14 protein-coding genes, 21 tRNA genes and 1 rRNA gene are annotated in these 16,668 nt (G+C 44.7%); 33 read left to right on the forward strand and 3 right to left on the reverse strand.

Annotation, left to right across the window (positions count from 1 at the left end):
- Positions 1–81 precede the first annotated feature (81 nt).
- The 27 genes from FFM80_RS07940 (at position 82) to FFM80_RS08070 (ending at position 8,148) form a co-directional block, all read left to right on the forward strand.
- Positions 82–154, forward strand: a tRNA-Val gene (locus tag FFM80_RS07940).
- A 3-nt stretch (positions 155–157) separates the two neighbouring features.
- Positions 158–230: transfer RNA gene (locus FFM80_RS07945), tRNA-Lys, on the forward strand.
- Positions 231–283: 53 nt separating this feature from the next.
- Positions 284–400 (forward strand): 5S ribosomal RNA (rrf, locus tag FFM80_RS07950).
- Between the two features lie 8 nt (positions 401–408).
- A tRNA-Val gene (locus tag FFM80_RS07955) sits at positions 409–481 on the forward strand.
- 3 nt (positions 482–484) lie between these two features.
- Positions 485–557, forward strand: a tRNA-Lys gene (locus tag FFM80_RS07960).
- Between the two features lie 97 nt (positions 558–654).
- Positions 655–727, forward strand: a tRNA-Thr gene (locus FFM80_RS07965).
- A 15-nt stretch (positions 728–742) separates the two neighbouring features.
- Positions 743–814 (forward strand) — tRNA-Gly (locus tag FFM80_RS07970).
- 14 nt (positions 815–828) lie between these two features.
- Positions 829–914 (forward strand) — tRNA-Leu (locus FFM80_RS07975).
- A gap of 10 nt (positions 915–924) precedes the next feature.
- A tRNA-Arg gene (locus FFM80_RS07980) sits at positions 925–998 on the forward strand.
- 5 nt (positions 999–1,003) lie between these two features.
- Positions 1,004–1,077: transfer RNA gene (locus FFM80_RS07985), tRNA-Pro, on the forward strand.
- A gap of 30 nt (positions 1,078–1,107) precedes the next feature.
- Positions 1,108–1,181, forward strand: a tRNA-Met gene (locus FFM80_RS07990).
- A 16-nt stretch (positions 1,182–1,197) separates the two neighbouring features.
- Positions 1,198–1,271, forward strand: a tRNA-Ile gene (locus FFM80_RS07995).
- 41 nt (positions 1,272–1,312) lie between these two features.
- Positions 1,313–1,402, forward strand: a tRNA-Ser gene (locus FFM80_RS08000).
- Positions 1,403–1,410: 8 nt separating this feature from the next.
- Positions 1,411–1,484, forward strand: a tRNA-Met gene (locus FFM80_RS08005).
- Positions 1,485–1,487: 3 nt separating this feature from the next.
- Positions 1,488–1,562: transfer RNA gene (locus FFM80_RS08010), tRNA-Asp, on the forward strand.
- A 32-nt stretch (positions 1,563–1,594) separates the two neighbouring features.
- Positions 1,595–1,667 (forward strand) — tRNA-Phe (locus FFM80_RS08015).
- Positions 1,668–1,682: 15 nt separating this feature from the next.
- Positions 1,683–1,753: transfer RNA gene (locus FFM80_RS08020), tRNA-Gly, on the forward strand.
- A 5-nt stretch (positions 1,754–1,758) separates the two neighbouring features.
- Positions 1,759–1,832 (forward strand) — tRNA-Ile (locus FFM80_RS08025).
- A gap of 2 nt (positions 1,833–1,834) precedes the next feature.
- Positions 1,835–1,922, forward strand: a tRNA-Ser gene (locus FFM80_RS08030).
- Positions 1,923–1,943: 21 nt separating this feature from the next.
- Positions 1,944–2,016 (forward strand) — tRNA-Glu (locus tag FFM80_RS08035).
- Between the two features lie 9 nt (positions 2,017–2,025).
- Positions 2,026–2,099 (forward strand) — tRNA-Met (locus FFM80_RS08040).
- Positions 2,100–2,102: 3 nt separating this feature from the next.
- Positions 2,103–2,177, forward strand: a tRNA-Asp gene (locus FFM80_RS08045).
- An 875-nt stretch (positions 2,178–3,052) separates the two neighbouring features.
- A complete protein-coding gene (serS, locus tag FFM80_RS08050; protein WP_137640314.1) occupies positions 3,053–4,330 on the forward strand; it encodes a serine--tRNA ligase in 1,278 nt (425 codons plus the stop codon).
- 267 nt (positions 4,331–4,597) lie between these two features.
- Entirely contained in the window at positions 4,598–5,650 is a 1,053-nt protein-coding gene (locus FFM80_RS08055; RefSeq protein WP_137640315.1) for a PTS sugar transporter subunit IIC, read from the forward strand.
- Between the two features lie 36 nt (positions 5,651–5,686).
- Complete coding sequence (gene sdaAB, locus FFM80_RS08060; protein WP_137640316.1) at positions 5,687–6,340, forward strand: L-serine ammonia-lyase, iron-sulfur-dependent subunit beta; 654 nt, start codon at positions 5,687–5,689, stop codon at positions 6,338–6,340.
- 11 nt (positions 6,341–6,351) lie between these two features.
- Positions 6,352–7,242, forward strand: coding sequence for an L-serine ammonia-lyase, iron-sulfur-dependent, subunit alpha (gene sdaAA / locus FFM80_RS08065; protein WP_137640317.1), 891 nt, complete (start codon positions 6,352–6,354; stop codon positions 7,240–7,242).
- A gap of 156 nt (positions 7,243–7,398) precedes the next feature.
- A complete protein-coding gene (locus FFM80_RS08070) occupies positions 7,399–8,148 on the forward strand; it encodes a helix-turn-helix transcriptional regulator (RefSeq protein ID WP_137640318.1) in 750 nt (249 codons plus the stop codon).
- An 83-nt stretch (positions 8,149–8,231) separates the two neighbouring features.
- Here FFM80_RS08070 and FFM80_RS08075 read toward each other — a convergent pair whose 3' ends face one another.
- The gene (locus tag FFM80_RS08075; protein WP_137640319.1) at positions 8,232–8,549 is read right to left on the reverse strand and encodes a hypothetical protein; all 318 of its coding nucleotides are present in this window, start codon (positions 8,547–8,549) and stop codon (positions 8,232–8,234) included.
- Positions 8,550–8,923: 374 nt separating this feature from the next.
- On the opposite strand from FFM80_RS08075, the gene FFM80_RS08080 reads away from it, so the two are divergent.
- Entirely contained in the window at positions 8,924–9,115 is a 192-nt protein-coding gene (locus tag FFM80_RS08080; RefSeq protein WP_137640320.1) for a hypothetical protein, read from the forward strand.
- 231 nt (positions 9,116–9,346) lie between these two features.
- On the opposite strand, the gene FFM80_RS08085 is transcribed toward FFM80_RS08080, so the two are convergent.
- Entirely contained in the window at positions 9,347–9,847 is a 501-nt protein-coding gene (locus FFM80_RS08085) for an antibiotic biosynthesis monooxygenase (protein WP_137640321.1), read from the reverse strand.
- Positions 9,848–10,015: 168 nt separating this feature from the next.
- Here FFM80_RS08085 and FFM80_RS08090 point away from each other — a divergent pair, with 168 nt between their 5' ends.
- The 5 genes from FFM80_RS08090 (at position 10,016) to pepF (ending at position 15,713) form a co-directional block, all read left to right on the forward strand.
- Positions 10,016–10,756 (forward strand): MBL fold metallo-hydrolase, encoded by a 741-nt coding sequence (locus FFM80_RS08090; RefSeq protein ID WP_137640322.1) that lies wholly within the window; start codon positions 10,016–10,018, stop codon positions 10,754–10,756.
- A gap of 295 nt (positions 10,757–11,051) precedes the next feature.
- Positions 11,052–11,450, forward strand: coding sequence for a transcriptional regulator SpxA (gene spxA / locus FFM80_RS08095; RefSeq protein ID WP_137634780.1), 399 nt, complete (start codon positions 11,052–11,054; stop codon positions 11,448–11,450).
- A 138-nt stretch (positions 11,451–11,588) separates the two neighbouring features.
- On the forward strand, positions 11,589–12,317 hold the full coding sequence (locus FFM80_RS08100) for an adaptor protein MecA (RefSeq protein WP_137640323.1): 729 nt from the start codon (positions 11,589–11,591) through the stop codon (positions 12,315–12,317).
- Between the two features lie 122 nt (positions 12,318–12,439).
- Complete coding sequence (locus tag FFM80_RS08105) at positions 12,440–13,522, forward strand: competence protein CoiA (protein WP_223877320.1); 1,083 nt, start codon at positions 12,440–12,442, stop codon at positions 13,520–13,522.
- 379 nt (positions 13,523–13,901) lie between these two features.
- Entirely contained in the window at positions 13,902–15,713 is a 1,812-nt protein-coding gene (gene pepF, locus FFM80_RS08110; RefSeq protein ID WP_137640325.1) for an oligoendopeptidase F, read from the forward strand.
- An 83-nt stretch (positions 15,714–15,796) separates the two neighbouring features.
- Here the strand turns inward: pepF and FFM80_RS08115 are convergent, their stop codons facing one another.
- Positions 15,797–16,426, reverse strand: a complete 630-nt coding sequence (locus tag FFM80_RS08115; protein ID WP_137640326.1) for a DsbA family protein — start codon at positions 16,424–16,426, stop codon at positions 15,797–15,799.
- Between the last annotated feature and the right edge of the window lie 242 nt (positions 16,427–16,668).

A 16,668-nucleotide genomic window follows, 5' to 3' on the forward strand; every position in this document is an offset into this window, starting at 1 on the left:
CACAGAAGTCAAGCTTCTTAGCGCCGAGAGTAGTTGGGGGATCGCTCCCTGCGAGGGTAGGACGTTGCCATGCGATTTTATGGAGGATTAGCTCAGTTGGGAGAGCGTCTGCCTTACAAGCAGAGGGTCACAGGTTCGAGCCCTGTATCCTCCATTTGAGCCGTTAGCTCAGTTGGTAGAGCATCTGACTTTTAATCAGAGGGTCGACAGTTCGAGACTGTCACGGCTCATTTAACCGGAAGGTTAAATGGATATTCTAATTTAATACCCAAAGTTCCAATAGTGTGGTAGCGATAGCGGGAAGGATACACCTGTTCCCATGTCGAACACAGAAGTTAAGCTTCTTAGCGCCGAGAGTAGTTGGGGGATCGCTCCCTGCGAGGGTAGGACGTTGCCATGCGATTTTATGGAGGATTAGCTCAGTTGGGAGAGCGTCTGCCTTACAAGCAGAGGGTCACAGGTTCGAGCCCTGTATCCTCCATTTGAGCCGTTAGCTCAGTTGGTAGAGCATCTGACTTTTAATCAGAGGGTCGACAGTTCGAGACTGTCACGGCTCATTGTTCAATGATTCGCCAATAAAAGAAATCAAAAAAGTTGTTGATTTATATAACTAGTCATGATAAGATAATATAGTTGTGTTAATCATCAGGTCATGCCGACTTAGCTCAGCTGGCAGAGCATCTGTCTTGTAAACAGGGGGTCGGAGGTTCGAATCCTCTAGTCGGCATTAACTGAATATTATGCGGAAGTAGTTCAGTGGTAGAACATCACCTTGCCATGGTGGGGGTCGCGGGTTCGAATCCCGTCTTCCGCTTTTCATCAAGTGCTGCCGGGGTGGCGGAATTGGCAGACGCACAGGACTTAAAATCCTGCGGTTAGTGATAACCGTACCGGTTCGATCCCGGTCCTCGGCACTTTTATGAAGCACCCATAGCGCAATTGGATAGAGTGTCTGACTACGAATCAGAAGGTTGTAGGTTCGACTCCTACTGGGTGCATATAACGGGAAGTAGCTCAGCTTGGTAGAGCACCTGGTTTGGGATCAGGGGGTCGCAGGTTCGAATCCTGTCTTCCCGATTAGATAATCTTTTTGGTTATTTAACAGATCGCGGTGTAGCTCAGCTGGCTAGAGCGTCCGGTTCATACCCGGGAGGTCGAGGGTTCGATCCCCCCTGCCGCGATAGGAATAAAGTTCTCGGACCTTTAGCTCAGTTGGTTAGAGCAAACGGCTCATAACCGTTCGGTCGTAGGTTCGAGTCCTACAAGGTCCATCTACTAACCATAGTGGACAAGTTCCTAGTTACATTTTTATGGAGGATTACCCAAGTCTGGCTGAAGGGAACGGTCTTGAAAACCGTCAGGTGGGTCAAACCACGCGAGAGTTCGAATCTCTCATCCTCCTTATATTATCGCGGGATGGAGCAGTCTGGTAGCTCGTCGGGCTCATAACCCGAAGGTCGCAGGTTCAAACCCTGCTCCCGCAATTTGGTCCGTTGGTCTAGTTGGTTTAGGACGCCTGCCTGTCACGCAGGAGATCACGAGTTCGAGTCTCGTACGGACCGTTACATCAATTAAATAGAAGTATGGCTAAAATGGCTCGGTAGCTCAGTCGGTAGAGCAATGGATTGAAGCTCCATGTGTCGGCAGTTCGATTCTGTCCCGCGCCATAGAGTAGTAGTGATGCGGGTATAGTTTAGTGGTAAAACCACAGCCTTCCAAGCTGTTGTCGCGAGTCCGATTCTCGTTACCCGCTTTTATGGGCCTATAGCTCAGTTGGTGAGAGCGCACGCCTGATAAGCGTGAGGTCGATGGTTCGAGTCCATTTAGGCCCATTGGAGAAGTACTCAAGTGGCTGAAGAGGTGCCCCTGCTAAGGGTATAGATCGCGCAAGCGGTGCGAGGGTTCGAATCCCTCCTTCTCCGTAGTTCTATTATTATAAATATGACCCCTTGGTCAAGTGGTTTAAGACACTGCCCTTTCACGGCAGTAACATGGGTTCGAATCCCGTAGGGGTCATTACATTATCGCGGGATGGAGCAGTCTGGTAGCTCGTCGGGCTCATAACCCGAAGGTCGCAGGTTCAAACCCTGCTCCCGCAATTTGGTCCGTTGGTCTAGTTGGTTTAGGACGCCTGCCTGTCACGCAGGAGATCACGAGTTCGAGTCTCGTACGGACCGTCCTTAATATGAAACGTCTATCAATGATAATTGGTAGATGTTTTTTTATATGCTCTTTTTTAAAGGGAGCATGAACCAGTACAATGACGATCTGGCATAAAGCTCGGTTGGCGTGTTCGGCTATTAGATGGGTTTTCAAGAGGGAACCTGGCGCTATTTGATACTGGTTGTAACTCTCAATAACCGATGAGTAACGGGCTGCAGTCGTGATGCTTTCTTAATGATTCAGTAGCCGGGTATATAAGAGTTAAGTGTCAGCTTTGTGGCTATCTCACTTAAGAATAATTGAAAGGTTGTTTGGCAGTGTTTTTACGTTTGACCTGATCATTTACGACTGTCTGTATTGGTAATTATTAGTGTGAAAAATAGCATGGGCTAAGATAACAACAAGCAGAGGAAATAACGGTAACCAGGATAACAACGATAGCAAGGGGTTAAAGTAGCCAAACGCTTACAGCGCTAATGATAATTGGTCTTATCAGGAGCGACTAAGCTATTGCCGGTTAGACAGACGTCAAATCGTTCGGGTAATTTGCTAATAGGCCTTTACTGCAATAATAATTAATTAAAATGGTAATAAAAATCTATTGACTTTGATGGAGACCTGCGTTAAATTAAAAGAGTAATGAAAGCGCAAACATAATGGTCAGTAAGCAACCTGCTTGTCCAGAGAGCTAACGGTTAGTGGGAGTTAGTTAAGTTACGGTTGGTGAATCCGCCATTTAGCGTATGGTTTCGAGATAAGAAGCCACGGTGAGACGTTATACTCGTGAGCGCATGTGTATGCATTAAATTGGGTGGTACCACGTTGATAAGCAACGTCCCATAGTCTACTTCAGACTATGGGACGTTTTATTATGAGGAGGGGTTATATCATGTTAAATGCTAAATTTATTCGTCAAAATCCAGAGTTGGTTAAGGCTAAGTTGCAAACGCGGAAAGTGGATCCGGCTGAAGTTGAAACTTATCTAGCTTTAGATCAGCAAAATCGAGAGGCCATTACTAAAATAGAAGGTCTGAAACGTCAAAAGAATCAATTAACACAGCAAGTAAGCCAAAATGATCCCCAGACTGCTGCTGGGCAGGCGTTAATTACTGAAGTGAAAACCATGAATACTGAGATTAAACAAGCAGAAGTTGCCCAAGGTGAGCTTAATGAACGCCTTAACTATCTAGCCGTGCGTTTTCCTAACTTGCCAGCTGATGATCTTCCGGTGGGGCCAGATGAGGCTAGCAACGTGGAAATGCGCACCTATGGCACAATTCCGACATTTGCGTTCAAGCCGAAAGCACACTGGGAACTAGGTGAAAGCTTAGGCATTCTAGATTTTGATCGTGCGGCCAAGGTTGCTGGGGCACGGTTTGTCTACTACAAGGATGCTGGTGCCTTATTGGAGCGGGCAGTCTATAACTTTATGTTAGACTTGCATACTCAAAAGCAAGGGTATCATGAAGTGATTCCACCGTATTTGGTGAATGCGCAAACGATGTATGGCACTGGACAGTTTCCTAAATTTAAGGAAGATGTTTACACGGTAGAATCATCTGGTATGACGTTGATTCCGACAGCTGAAGTTCCGTTGACCAATTATTACGCGAATGAAATCTTAACGGAAGCCCAATTACCAACCTACTTCACCGCACTAACGCCATGTTATCGCTCTGAAGCGGGTAGTGCCGGTCGTGATACCCGTGGCTTGATTCGAATGCATCAATTCCATAAAGTCGAAATGGTGAAATATTGTAAACCCGAAGATTCGGCAGCCGAGCTTGAGAAGTTAACTGACAATGCTGAGGAGGTCTTGCGTGAATTGGGATTGGCATATCACGTTATTAAGTTATCAACGGGTGATACTGGTTTTTCAGCGGCTAAAACTTATGACATTGAGGTCTGGATGCCGGAACAGGGGGTCTATCGCGAAATTAGTTCTTGTTCTAATTGTTTGGATTTCCAGGCGCGGCGGGCAATGATTCGTTACCGTAAAGCAGATGGTAGTGTTGCGTACGTGCATACGTTGAACGGGTCAGGGCTCGCGGTTGGCCGAACGGTAGCGGCCATTTTAGAAAATTATCAACAAGCGGATGGTTCAGTTAAGATTCCTAAGGTGTTACAACGCTATACTAATGGCTTAACTGAAATAAAATTATTATGAGAATAAATTATTATTCTAGTAATTTAATTAAACAATAAATCCTTTAATACCAACAAAGTGAGTGCTTGAGTTAATCAAGCACTCACTTTGTCTTAATGTAGGGACTTAGTTAATGAGCAACTGTCATCAGCTTCACATGCAGTGAATCTATATTGATGATAATCTTTTATCATAAATGAAAGGGCTTCCATCAGTGGCAAAGGCAAATTATTGAAGGTTTAGCAATTTTTCAAGGCTAATGGAGCTCATCAATGAGGAGGATTTATCATGCAAATAATTTTAGGCGTCTTAGTATTACTTAGTGTGATCGCGGTGATGACGTTATTTACATTTAAAGCACCCCAGGGTCAAAAGGCAGTCAGTGCCCTTTCCGGGGCAGCCTGTGCCACGTTCTTACCACAAGCGTTTCTTAGTTACGCGATTGGTGGCGTGTTCCATCTGGACTTTGTGAAGCAAATTGGGGACACGATGGGGTCATTAGGTGGCTTAGCGGCGGGGGCGTTAGTGCCATTAGCGTTTGGCATCAATCCGGTCTTTGCTATTCTACTCGGCGTTTCCTTATTGAAAGTTAAATTATTACCTGCTTTTATCGCCGCTTATTTGGTTTCTTTCCTAATTAAAGAAATTCAAAAACGTGTGACGGATGGCTTAGACTTGATTATCATTGTGTTGGTCGGTCCAATCTTAGTAAATTTTGTTGCTGGGCTAATTTCACCGGTAGTTTTAATGATTTTGAACACGATTGGTGGGACAATTATAACAGCTACAAAAGGTAATCCATATGTCATGGGTGCCGTCTTAGGGGCCATCATTCCATTAGTCGGGATGACGCCGCTATCGTCGATGGTCCTGACCAGTTTGATTGGTTTGACAGGGGTGCCAATGGCGATTGGAGCCTTAGGGTGTACCGGGAATTCTTTCCTAAACCTCAGCTTCTTTCGGAAGATGAAGTTTGGTGACAAATCAACGACTTTGGCCGTTACGATTGAACCACTAACGCAGATTGATGTGATTGCGGCGAATCCGGTGCCTATCTTTGTGACCAACGCGCTGGCGGGAGCGGTCAATGGGATTATCGTGACCGCTTTAGGCTTGGTCATCAATGTGACCGGGATGGCAACCCCGTGGGCCGGACTGATTGTCGCCTTTGGCATGAATCCAGTTGTGAAAGTCTTAATTGCCGTTAGTTTGATCTTTATCAATAGTACGATTTGGGCTTATATCGGTGCTTGGCTCTTTAAAAACTTTAAAATTCATACCGTTACGGAAGTTCGTGCCGCCGATCAAGTCGAGGCACCAGCAGCGACAGCAAAAGCTTAAGAGATCAAGGCATGATTTAAATGGAGGTTGACAACAATGACAGTTAATTATAAAAGTGTTTTTGATATTATTGGGCCCATTATGATTGGACCATCGAGTTCGCATACCGCTGGGGCTTGTGCCATTGGTCGCGCCGCCAACAGTATCTTTAAAGATAAGCCGACCGAAATTGTCATTCATTATTACGAATCCTTTGCGCAGACGCACAAAGGGCATGGTACCGATTATGCAATTATTAGCGGCGTATTAGGCTTTGATCCCGATGACAGCCGAGTGCCTTATGCGATTGGCTTAGCTCGGGATCAGGGGATTACCATTACGTTTATTGAAGAACCGGGCGATAGTCCAATCAATCATCCGAATACCGCGATTGTTGATTTGAAGAATGAGACGAAAAAAGTGACGGTTGCCGGCTGCTCAATTGGTGGCGGGACCATCGAAATCCGTGAGATCAAGATGGATGGCTTCGATATTAAGCCAAAAGGCCCCCTTCCAATTTTGTTAGTCCAGGGCGGTGAAAATGATCATCAGAATGTGACGAAACAGTTGGCAGATTTGACGAAAGTGAACGATCAGCAACGTTACCAGACCGCGCGCGGTAATTTGTACGAATATGATTTGGATCGGCGCTTGAAGCACGACGAGATTACCAAGCTGGCCGAAAATCACACGACGATGGTTTACTTATAGGGGTGACGAACATGTATATGAGTATTGCGGAATTAGTATCAGCATCAATGACCCAGCACCAACCGGTCTATGAATTAATGATTGAACAGGAAATGGCCACTTCTAACTGTACTCGTGCAGAAGTCTGGCATACGATGGGCCGAAACTTAGATGTGATGGAGGCAGCCGTAAAAAAAGGCGCTGCGGGCGATGGCGTTTATTCGACGACTGGCTTAACGGGCGGCGAAGCGGTGTTATTAAAGAAGTATCGGCAAACCGGGCATACCTTGTCTGGTGATGTGATGATGCAAGCTGTTCAAAATGCAATTTCAACTAATGAAGTTAATGCGGCGATGGGCGTTGTTTGCGCGACGCCAACTGCTGGTTCAACGGGGACACTGCCTGGCGTTGTCTTCGCTCTGAAAGATCGACTAGACTTGACACGTGATCAGATGATCCAGTTCTTATTTACAGCGGGAGCTTATGGCATGGTGATTGCCAATAATGCCAGTATTGCTGGTGCAACGGGTGGTTGTCAGGCCGAAGTCGGGAGTGCTTCAGCGATGGGAGCGGCTGCGGCCGTTGAAGTGGCTGGGGGTACCGCTGAGCAAAGTTCCGAAGCGTTAGCGATGGCCATCAGTAACTTGTTGGGGCTGGTCTGTGATCCGGTTGCCGGTCTAGTTGAATTACCATGCGTGAAGCGGAATGCGATTGGGGTCGGTAATGCGTTGATTGCGGCGGACATGGCGTTAGCTGGCTGTACCAACAAGATTCCAGCCGATGAAGTGATCATGGCGATGGATAAAGTCGGGAAGGGCTTACCGCGAGCTTTACGGGAAACCGGTCTGGGTGGTTTAGCCGCCACACCGACTGCGATTCGAATGGAAGAAAAGATCTTTGGCAAGGCCCAAGCTAAAGCTTAGTACGAGTGGAAAGATGGTGGCTACTTGGTGGTCATTGTCTTTTTTGTTAGTTATCGTTGTATACGCTAACATTATTATTGTGATAAAATAGTATCATATGATTGGCAGTCATGGTTGAGTGATCAAGTGGGGGCTATCTTTAATGAGGTGAGTGATATGAAAAAAACGTTATCAGCAAAACAAGCTTATATTCGAGAATTTATTCCGTTCGTGGACTTTTTAGCCGATATTTTGGGACCCAATAGTGAGGTTGTATTGAATGACTTATTAGACTTAGATCATTCGGTCGTGGCTATTCGAAATTCACATATTTCACACCGGCAAGTCGGCGACCCGGCGACCGATTTGGCGTTGCGCACGATGAAGGCCGGCCGCGCCGAAAAGCGCGATTACTTAGCGAATTACAAAGGTGTGACCCACGGCAAGTATCCGATGCGGTCATCAACTTACTTCCTGCGCCTAGCGGGTGAAATCGTGGGGATGATTTGTATTAATACGGATGAGAGTGACTTAGATGAGCTACAGCAGCAAGTTACTAAAATCATGCAGGATTATAAACATCTAAATGTAGCGCATCTTAATACTCCGAAAGCGGAGGCGACTTCAGCCGACGACCCACATGAGTCACCGGTGGCCCCAGAACATCTGACAACTTCGATTACTGACTTGGCACGTGAAGTCACGCAGGCAGTGTGTGCCGAATATGGGGTTTCGGTTGAATACTTAAAACAAAATGAGAAACTCGAGATTGTTCGAAATCTGTATCATCAAGGGTACTTTCTCTTGAAGGATTCCGTCAGTGAAGTGGCAAAAATTATTAAAGTGTCGGATCCCAGTGTGTATCGTTATTTACAAACGGTTAAATATGAAGATTCAGATCATGATCAGGACACGTCGACGGACTAAATAATGACTCAAATTGCAACTAAATAAAGTGCTTGTATCGACTGCGAGTTCAGTCGGCACAAGCACTTTATTTGATGAGTCATTTATTTTTGTTTCTTTAGTTTCAACGTTAATGGTGCGGTGTGCGTTGGTGAGACCTGCTGCGGATGTTTGGTGCCCCATTCGTAGAGCCAGTATAACCAGTACGCTACAAGCCATTGACTGACTATAAATAGGAGACTGTTGGCGTTAAAGCCAGCGACGATGCCAGTCATCATTAACATGAAGCTGGCATAACTAATCGGCAAGAGGGCTGCGGTGCGGACTGAAGCTTTCATCACTCCTAGGGCATACTGCAGATAGACGATTAGACTAATGACGACAATCAAGCAAAAAATCACGATATATTGACTTATTGGCAACCTTCCCACCTCCGATAATTAAGTTAGTTGCAGTATAGCACAGATTTTGATGGGGAACAGGTGAGAAAACTAACCGACTTTTATGAAAAGACGATGAGGGCGGGCTTGAGCCGCATTAGCCGAAAAAACATTATAATCGTTATTAAATATTATTATGACTGGCTTTTGATGGGCGTTTTATTAAAACGATTTAATTAATTATCAGGATAATAATTCTCATACAATTTTAACGAGGTGAAATTGGCTTTAAAGTGCAAGTTAACGGGATTAGGCTCACTAAAATGAACGTTGGGCTAATTATCAAAGCGTGATCACCAACAGTTGGCGATGACTTGGTATGTTATGATAAGAAGTAAGTCATGGAGGTGAGTGTGATGTTAACTGCTAATGAAGTTCGACACCGATTGCGACAAGACCTGGTAACGATTGCCGATGATTACCAAATTAATATTGAAAACCGGTTATACACGGAAACTGAATATTTTGACTTGATGCAGACGTTACTGCGGTTGCGCGAGTTAAATATGCCAGCTGATGGCTTGGCACAAATGTTAGCCATCAATTAGGTCAACAAGTAAATAAGGAAGTGAAACTTATGACTACGGATAGTCCGTCAGATTCCATTCAGTCCAGTGAGTGCTAATACCAATGAAAAAAATCATTGCGTATTAGCACTTTTTGATTGGCATCAGTCGACGGTGGTTCGCCTAGTCTAACTAATCAGCGTGATACATAAAAAAAGCTACCCTGAAAGTTAGTTTCAAGGTAGTTTTAGCAAGACTTGGCCTAAGTCAAGTTTATGATTTTAAAGACCGGACGAAGGCGTAACGGCTTTCGTGATAGTCAAAGTCAGCGGTGGTGTACTTCGCAAATGGCTTAAATGAAGCGCTCCGTAACCAGACGGCATATTCAGAATCGCTATGCCAATTAGTGACGATGACAAACGCGGCGTCATTTTTGGCTTCGCGTAGGATCATGAAATGTTTGAGTCCGTTTGGCTTTTCATATTCAGCCCGGAAAGCACTGAACTTAGAATTGAAAACTTTTTGTTCCTCAATTGGTAGGTCCATAAAAATAAAGCTGGTCATGCCATGCCAATCAGCAGTCCCTTTATTCAGTAAAACATCATAAGAAACTGGACTTGAAAAGACGGACTTTTCACCGCTCAAGTCGAGTAACATATACCGATCTTCAGTGGCATTGGCTTGCATTAATAATAAATCACGGTCCGCATGCTTTTGTTGGATCATGGTTAAAATTTTACGCGTCCCAAAAGTTGCTGAAATCTTTCCACTCATCAAATATCACTCCTTAGTTATTACAATTATCATTATACGTGTTTTCGAAAATAATTGAAAACATGTCGCTGAACGGTTTCAATTATTTTTTAGATTGGGTTAAAATGAAGATAGACAGGTTATTAGCAATCCGGTTTTGATTGTTTGAAGTCAAATGGAGGTTCAATCATGAAAGTTACTGTTTTAGGTTATTACGGCGGGTATCCGTATGATGGGGTTGGCACGAGTGCGTATCTTGTGACTGCCGGACACTATCACTTACTACTAGATTGTGGGTCAGGCGCTTTAAACGCCTTGGAAGAAATCTTAGATCCGCTACAACTAGATGCCGTCTTATTGAGTCATTATCATCACGACCATACTGCTGATGTGGGGGTCTTACAATATTATTGGCAATTACGCCAAGGCGATCGCAAAACGCCAATCTTGCCAATCTATGGGCATACTGAGGACCCGTTGAACTTTGGGGCCTTAACCTGGGCCGGAGCAACGGTTGGTCGCGCCTATGATCCAGCTAGTGTGAATCAGATTGGCCCCTTCGATGTTACTTTCCTAAAGACCAAGCATCCGGTTCCCGCCTTTGCCGTTAAGATTGTGGAACGGGCCACTGGGCAACAATTGACATTCTCGGCTGACACAGCGTATTTGCCTGCGTTAGCCACTTTTGCCGAAGGGTCGCAGTTATTGATGACTGACACGAACTTTGGTGCTGATAAAACGGGGAAAATCTGGCATATGACCTCTGCTCAATCTGGTGAAATTGCCAAAGCTGCCCATGTTAAGCAGTTGTTGTTGACGCATTTACCTCAAGATGTTGATTTTGAACAGTTACGGCATGAAGCTCAAACTACCGCTGGCACCGGGGTCAACGTGATTGTGGCGCAAAAATATTTACAATTAACGTTATAAACGTGATTAAGAGACTAAGCTGACTTGGTCTCTTTTTTTACACTTTATAGGAATTGACGTTATCAAAATAATAAGGTAAATCTAAATTGTACACTACTTAATAGATGACATAATTGACCAATATACTATTATACTTGTATATAAAGTGACATAAAATAAATAAATGTCTATTAGTAGTTAGAATAACTCTAAATTAGTTTTTAAAAAAGTGTTCACAAACGTTAGTAAATAATATATAATAATATTTGAAACAAAGTTGTAATGTTGGCGACGCAATAAGGAGGAAACTAATTTTATGGTTACTTTATATACATCACCAAGCTGCATGTCTTGTCGGAAAGCAAAGATTTGGTTACGGCTGCATGCCATTGACTTTGAAGAACGGAATATCTTTACCACACCACTTTCAATCGATGAAATTAAAGGTATTTTACAGATGACCGAAGATGGGACTGAAGAAATCATTTCGACACGTTCTAAGGCCTTCCAGCGCTTGAATGTCGATATTGATGATTTATCGTTGACGCAACTCTATGATTTAATTAGTCGGGAACCGAGTATCCTACGCCGGCCAATCATGTTAGATGATAAACGGCTACAAGTTGGTTACAATGAAGACGAAATCCGCCGCTTTTTACCACGCCGGGTTCGAACATTAGAATTAGAAAAAGTATGGCATTTAGCCAGCATCTAAATACAGAATTGACTAGTGCGGTTACTAACCTAGTCAATTTTTTTAGTTTTCAGATAGATTACTTTACAATCCGCTGAAATAAGTTAGAATTGTGATAGTGATTATGGCCCTTGACACTTAGAAAGGGGTGGATCTGTAATGGAGATGGAACGAATCAATGAAGATACGATTCGAGTTCTAATCGGCAACGATGATCTCAATGAACGCGGCATTCGCGTGTTGGATTTACTAGGGAATCATAAACAAATTGAAAGCTTTTTTTATAGTATCTTAGAGGAAGTTGATGTTGACCATCAATTTCAAGATAATGATGCTGTGACGTTCCAAGTGTTACCAAATCGGAATGGTTTGGAACTTTTTATCAGTAAGAATAGTGAAAACTTGCAAGATACGATTGCTAAGGCGACCCAGCCTAATCAATCATCGGATCAAAATATGCAAGATGATGTTTCAGATTATTTGAAACGAAAATTAATGCAGACTGACACCGATAGTAGTGATCAGTCTCAGGGTGTACAACATAATCAGACTAAGGATACGAATGACTTAGATCCTTATATCGAAGATCCAGATACACCAACTAAAGAATTTGTGCTACAGTTTGACAGCTTTGAAGATGTGATTTCGTTAGCACAGATGTTCCGGCCCGATGGCTTAGCGTCTAACTTGTTTAAGTATCGCGATAAGTACTACTTAGAACTAGTCTTTTTCGTCGATCAATCCTCAACGGGGGTTATTCAAGATGATGTGGCGGTTGCGCTAGAATATGCCCACCAAACGAAGGTGACGGCCGATGTGTTATTGGAACATGGTGAAAAGGTCATGTCCAATGCAGCTTTAGAAACCGTTCGTCACTATTTCAAATAATGGCTTAGTTTGAAGTCGTTACCTTTAAGAGGTAGCGGCTTTTTTTGTGACTGCAGATTTTTAACAGGAGTTGCTCGCTTTTGCCGTAACTAGTAGTAAAAGGCGGTGAGGTTCAGATGTTAATGGCTCAAGATCAGCAGAATCACTTAATCTTAGCGGCCGATGCCACTCGGCAAGCTAAATATCATTGTCCCGGCTGTCAAAGTGCCGTCCGGTTAAAACGTGGCCGCGTTATGGCTGCTCATTTTGCGCATCAAACGGCGGCTTGTCAGACTTTTTCGGAAGGGGAGACCGCGGAACATTTACTTGGTAAACAACAATTAGCAGCGTGGTTTCAAGCTAGTGGCTATACTGTTCAGATTGAAGCGGCGTTACCCGCGTTGCATCAGCGGCCAGACGTCTTAGTTCAGCAAGGTTCACAACCACCCCTGGCCTTGGAGTTTCAATGTTCGCCGCTGAGTGTGACTCGGCTGGCTGAACGAACCCAAGGCTATCGACAACATGGCTACCGGGTTTTATGGGTGCTAGGGTCACCTTATCAAGTTAGTGGTCGTCTGCGGGCGCATGCCAAAGCGTTGAAGTTCCTGCAGTATTCGCCACAGTGGGGGTGCTATTTGGTCTTTTGGGATGTGACTGGCCTACAGTTACAGTTGGATTTGAATTTATTAAGTTGTGATGGGGACCCTTTGTATTTGCAACGGCATTACTTTCCAGCACAACGGGTGGCCGTGGCTGAGTTATTGCAGTATCGGCCGTCACTAACGCGGCCCACCGTCGTTGCCGATCACTATCAAGCTTATCAACGGCGATTAACGTTAGGACGGTTAGGACAGCAACCGCAAGTCGTTACCTTGCAACGTTTCTGTTATCAGCATGGTGGGACTTTGGCCACCATGCCTAATTGGGTCTATCCGATGATGGCTAAGGTGCCTATTTTGGCGGGTCCTTATTTAAGCTGGTATTTGCACGTGTTTGTTCGGTTACAGTCAGAACCGGCCGTTGTATCGACCCGACGACTGCAGCAACTGTTGCAAACAGAATTAGCGCCCTTGGTAGCACCGGTCAGTTGTCTACAGGGACTGGCCCATTTACAGCAACAACTAGTACATGATTTTTTGACGGAATTAGTTACCCGGCAAGTGATGACGGCAGTTCCGGCTGGCTGGCGACTGAATTCACAATTATTGCGTTGGAAACGGCATTAATTGCGCTGAGCAATCAGCGCGGTTCATGGTTGTACGCTTAGTGCTAGTTAAACCTGCTACCGGCCGCACGCTAAGCGCCATTTTGAAGCCCAAGCTCGGCGTGATGAGTCATCAATGCGGCGACCACGTTTCAGCCAATTCGGGTCCAACCAGAGTGGCAACTTAATCCCACTGACACCAAACGGCTGGATAATGTGTTAATCTAAGTAATATGAACCTTGTTTGGTTGGACATCGAGTGGGTAAGTAGCGACGATGAATTGACCAAACACGTTGTCGGCGGTAACCACCGCTAACTAAATTTGAAAGGAGCGCTATCGCGATGCCACCCCTTAACCCTAACTGGGCGAAGGTCGCTAAGCGCGGTAGCCGGGACTAGCATGGTAGCAACTAAACATTTACCAACGCGGTCAGCCGTTCCTGAAGCACTGACCTGGGATTTAACGAAGATTTATGCGGATCAAGTCGCGTATGAAGCGGATGTCGCGCAGGTTAAGGCCGACTTAACGACCATGGCAGCTTTGAAAGCCAACTTTACGACTGATGCCGCGACGGTCTTAGCCGGGATTGAAGGCGTTTTAGGATTGTATCGCCGCCTGGAAAAGGTCGCCGTCTATGCGAGCTTAAAGAGTGATCAAGATACTGGTAACAGTACGAATCAGGCGTTAGACGAACAAGCCAGTAGCTTAACGGCCCAGGTGTCGGCGGCAACGGCTTGGCTAGAACCCGCAATCTTGACATTAACGCCCGCACAGTTGGATGCCTACTTGGACGATAACGTTGACTTACGGGCTTATCGGCACTTATTGGATACGATTCGATTACAAAAAGGTCACGTGCTGTCAGAAAAGGAAGAAGCCCTATTAGCTGGTGCTGGTGACATCTTCGATGCGTCCGCTAAAACATTCGGTGTTTTGAATAATGCGGATTTTGAATTTCCAGTCGTAAAGGATGAACAGGGTCAGCCAGTTAAGCTGTCACAAGGGGTTTATAGCGTTTTGTTAGAATCCGCTGAACCAGCTATTCGGCGAGAAGCCTTTACCGCATTATATACGGTATACCATCAATTTCGCCGGACTCTGGCGTCGACTTTAGCCAGCCAAGTAAAAGTGCATAATTTTGTGGCGCAAGCGCACCACTATCCGGATGCTCGGACGGCTGCTTTGGCTGCTAATCAGATTCCAACGACGGTTTATGACTCGCTGGTGACTGCCGTGGACCAACATTTGGACTTGTTGCATCGCTACGTGGCGTTGCGTAAGTCGGTCATGGATGTGGATGTTTTGCATATGTATGATTTATATACGCCGCTGACAGGCAAGCCAGAATTGACTTATACTTATGAGCAGGCCCAAGCGACCGCCTTAAAAGCGTTAAAGGTTTTAGGCCCTGATTATATTAAACATGTCAAAACGGCCTTTAACTCACGCTGGATTGATGTGGTCGAAAACCAAGGTAAACGGAGTGGGGCTTATTCCTCTGGGATGTATGATACGGCGCCATATATGTTATTGAATTGGCAGAACAATATCGATAACTTATACACGTTAGTACATGAAATGGGTCATAGTATGCATTCGTATGAGACCACCCATCATCAGCCATATCAGTATGGTGATTATTCAATCTTTGTGGCCGAGATTGCGTCGACCACGAATGAGAATTTATTAACGAATTATTTATTAGCGACCGAGACGGATCCTAAAGTGCGGGCCTATGTCTTAAATTACTATTTGGACGGTTTTAAAGGAACCTTGTTCCGGCAGACGCAATTTGCGGAGTTTGAACAGTGGATTCATGAGGAAGCTGCGGCCGGCCGACCGTTAACCGCTGATCGTATGTCGACTTATTATCTGCACTTGAATCAACGGTATTATGGCACAACGGTTGTTAGTGATCCGCAGATTGCGGATGAATGGGCGCGGATTCCGCATTTCTATTACAATTACTATGTCTATCAATACGCGACTGGTTTTGCGGCCGCTTCGACGTTAGCACATGGTATTTCGACGCAACAACCGGGCGCGGTTAAGAAGTATCTGGGCTATTTACAAGCTGGCTCATCGGAGTTCCCGATTGAAGTGATGCGCAATGCTGGGGTCGATATGACCAAGACAGATTATTTGGCCGATGCGTTTGCGGTATTTGAACGACGATTAACAGAGTTTGAACAGTTAATCAAAGCTAATTAAGTTGGCTTCTAGCCAAAAAAGGACCCGCTGCAATTGAGCGGGCCCTTTCTGTTATGTCAGAATAATTGCAATAACTGGTCGTACTATAAGACGTGCAATTGAGTGCCATCTAAGTTAGCACAGTTGGTATGTTGCGCTAACTCGTCAAATGGATCTAATTGACCATTAACGAGGTCAAATAAGGTCGCGTAATTAAAGTATTCTAGCAAAACGCCGTAATCGTAATGATCACAGTCAAAGACCACCGCGGAGGATGCCGCGGTAATGTTCATCTCAGAAGCTAGCCGTTGATCGGCATGAAAAGCCTGTTTGGCTAAGTCACTATTGCGGTCTTCCATAAACATATCTAAGTCAATCTGGCAGCGTTCAGCGACTGCCGTGACCAACTCTTCAGAATAACGTTGGCCGGCTTTTAAAAGGGCATCTTGCATCGCAATTAAGAAATTACGACCCCGTTTTTTGCCTTGAAAAAGAGCGGCTTTGTAGTCCAAAATAATGCGATACAGCTGTTGTGACTGTTGGTTTTGAGCTTGCCAGTCAGTGGCTTTTAATCCCTGACGTTGCATCGCCTTTTGGATGACATTGATATTCAATAATGGTACGAATTGGAATTGAATTTGCTTATCCGAATCGTTGGCCAGGCGTAAGACATTTTGTTCATCGCGGACACATTGTTCTCCTAGCGGATTTACAAATAAATACACTTCTAACACGTCATAATTCCTCCACTTTCTCTTTTCGCGTCATAGTGCAGAATACCAAGGTTACTTAGTATTTGCAAGTTTTTAAATTCATCATTTATATAAGTTCGGACCGGTTAAGCGGTCACTTAAATTAAACCTTCGACTGTCATCATGCACCGATTTAGCCTATTCGTAAAGTAATTTGCTCTTGAAAGCGCTGTTGGTTAAGTTGTTAATGTGAATTGTTAAACCAGGAAGCGATTGCTTTTTAT

The organism is Lactiplantibacillus dongliensis (genome assembly GCF_005405105.1).
Taxonomy (GTDB): Bacteria; Bacillota; Bacilli; order Lactobacillales; family Lactobacillaceae; genus Lactiplantibacillus; species Lactiplantibacillus dongliensis.

Coding starts and splice junctions, on each gene's coding strand:
- spxA (WP_137634780.1), top strand. CDS start 11,052: ATGGTTACTTTATATACATCACCAAGCTGCATGTCTTGTCGGAAAGCA.
- FFM80_RS08080 (WP_137640320.1), top strand. CDS start 8,924: ATGTTAACTGCTAATGAAGTTCGACACCGATTGCGACAAGACCTGGTA.
- pepF (WP_137640325.1), top strand. CDS start 13,902: ATGGTAGCAACTAAACATTTACCAACGCGGTCAGCCGTTCCTGAAGCA.
- FFM80_RS08105 (WP_223877320.1), top strand. CDS start 12,440: ATGGCTCAAGATCAGCAGAATCACTTAATCTTAGCGGCCGATGCCACT.
- FFM80_RS08070 (WP_137640318.1), top strand. CDS start 7,399: ATGAAAAAAACGTTATCAGCAAAACAAGCTTATATTCGAGAATTTATT.
- FFM80_RS08100 (WP_137640323.1), top strand. CDS start 11,589: ATGGAGATGGAACGAATCAATGAAGATACGATTCGAGTTCTAATCGGC.
- FFM80_RS08090 (WP_137640322.1), top strand. CDS start 10,016: ATGAAAGTTACTGTTTTAGGTTATTACGGCGGGTATCCGTATGATGGG.
- FFM80_RS08055 (WP_137640315.1), top strand. CDS start 4,598: ATGCAAATAATTTTAGGCGTCTTAGTATTACTTAGTGTGATCGCGGTG.
- sdaAB (WP_137640316.1), top strand. CDS start 5,687: ATGACAGTTAATTATAAAAGTGTTTTTGATATTATTGGGCCCATTATG.
- serS (WP_137640314.1), top strand. CDS start 3,053: ATGTTAAATGCTAAATTTATTCGTCAAAATCCAGAGTTGGTTAAGGCT.
- FFM80_RS08085 (WP_137640321.1), bottom strand. CDS start 9,847: ATGAGTGGAAAGATTTCAGCAACTTTTGGGACGCGTAAAATTTTAACC.
- sdaAA (WP_137640317.1), top strand. CDS start 6,352: ATGTATATGAGTATTGCGGAATTAGTATCAGCATCAATGACCCAGCAC.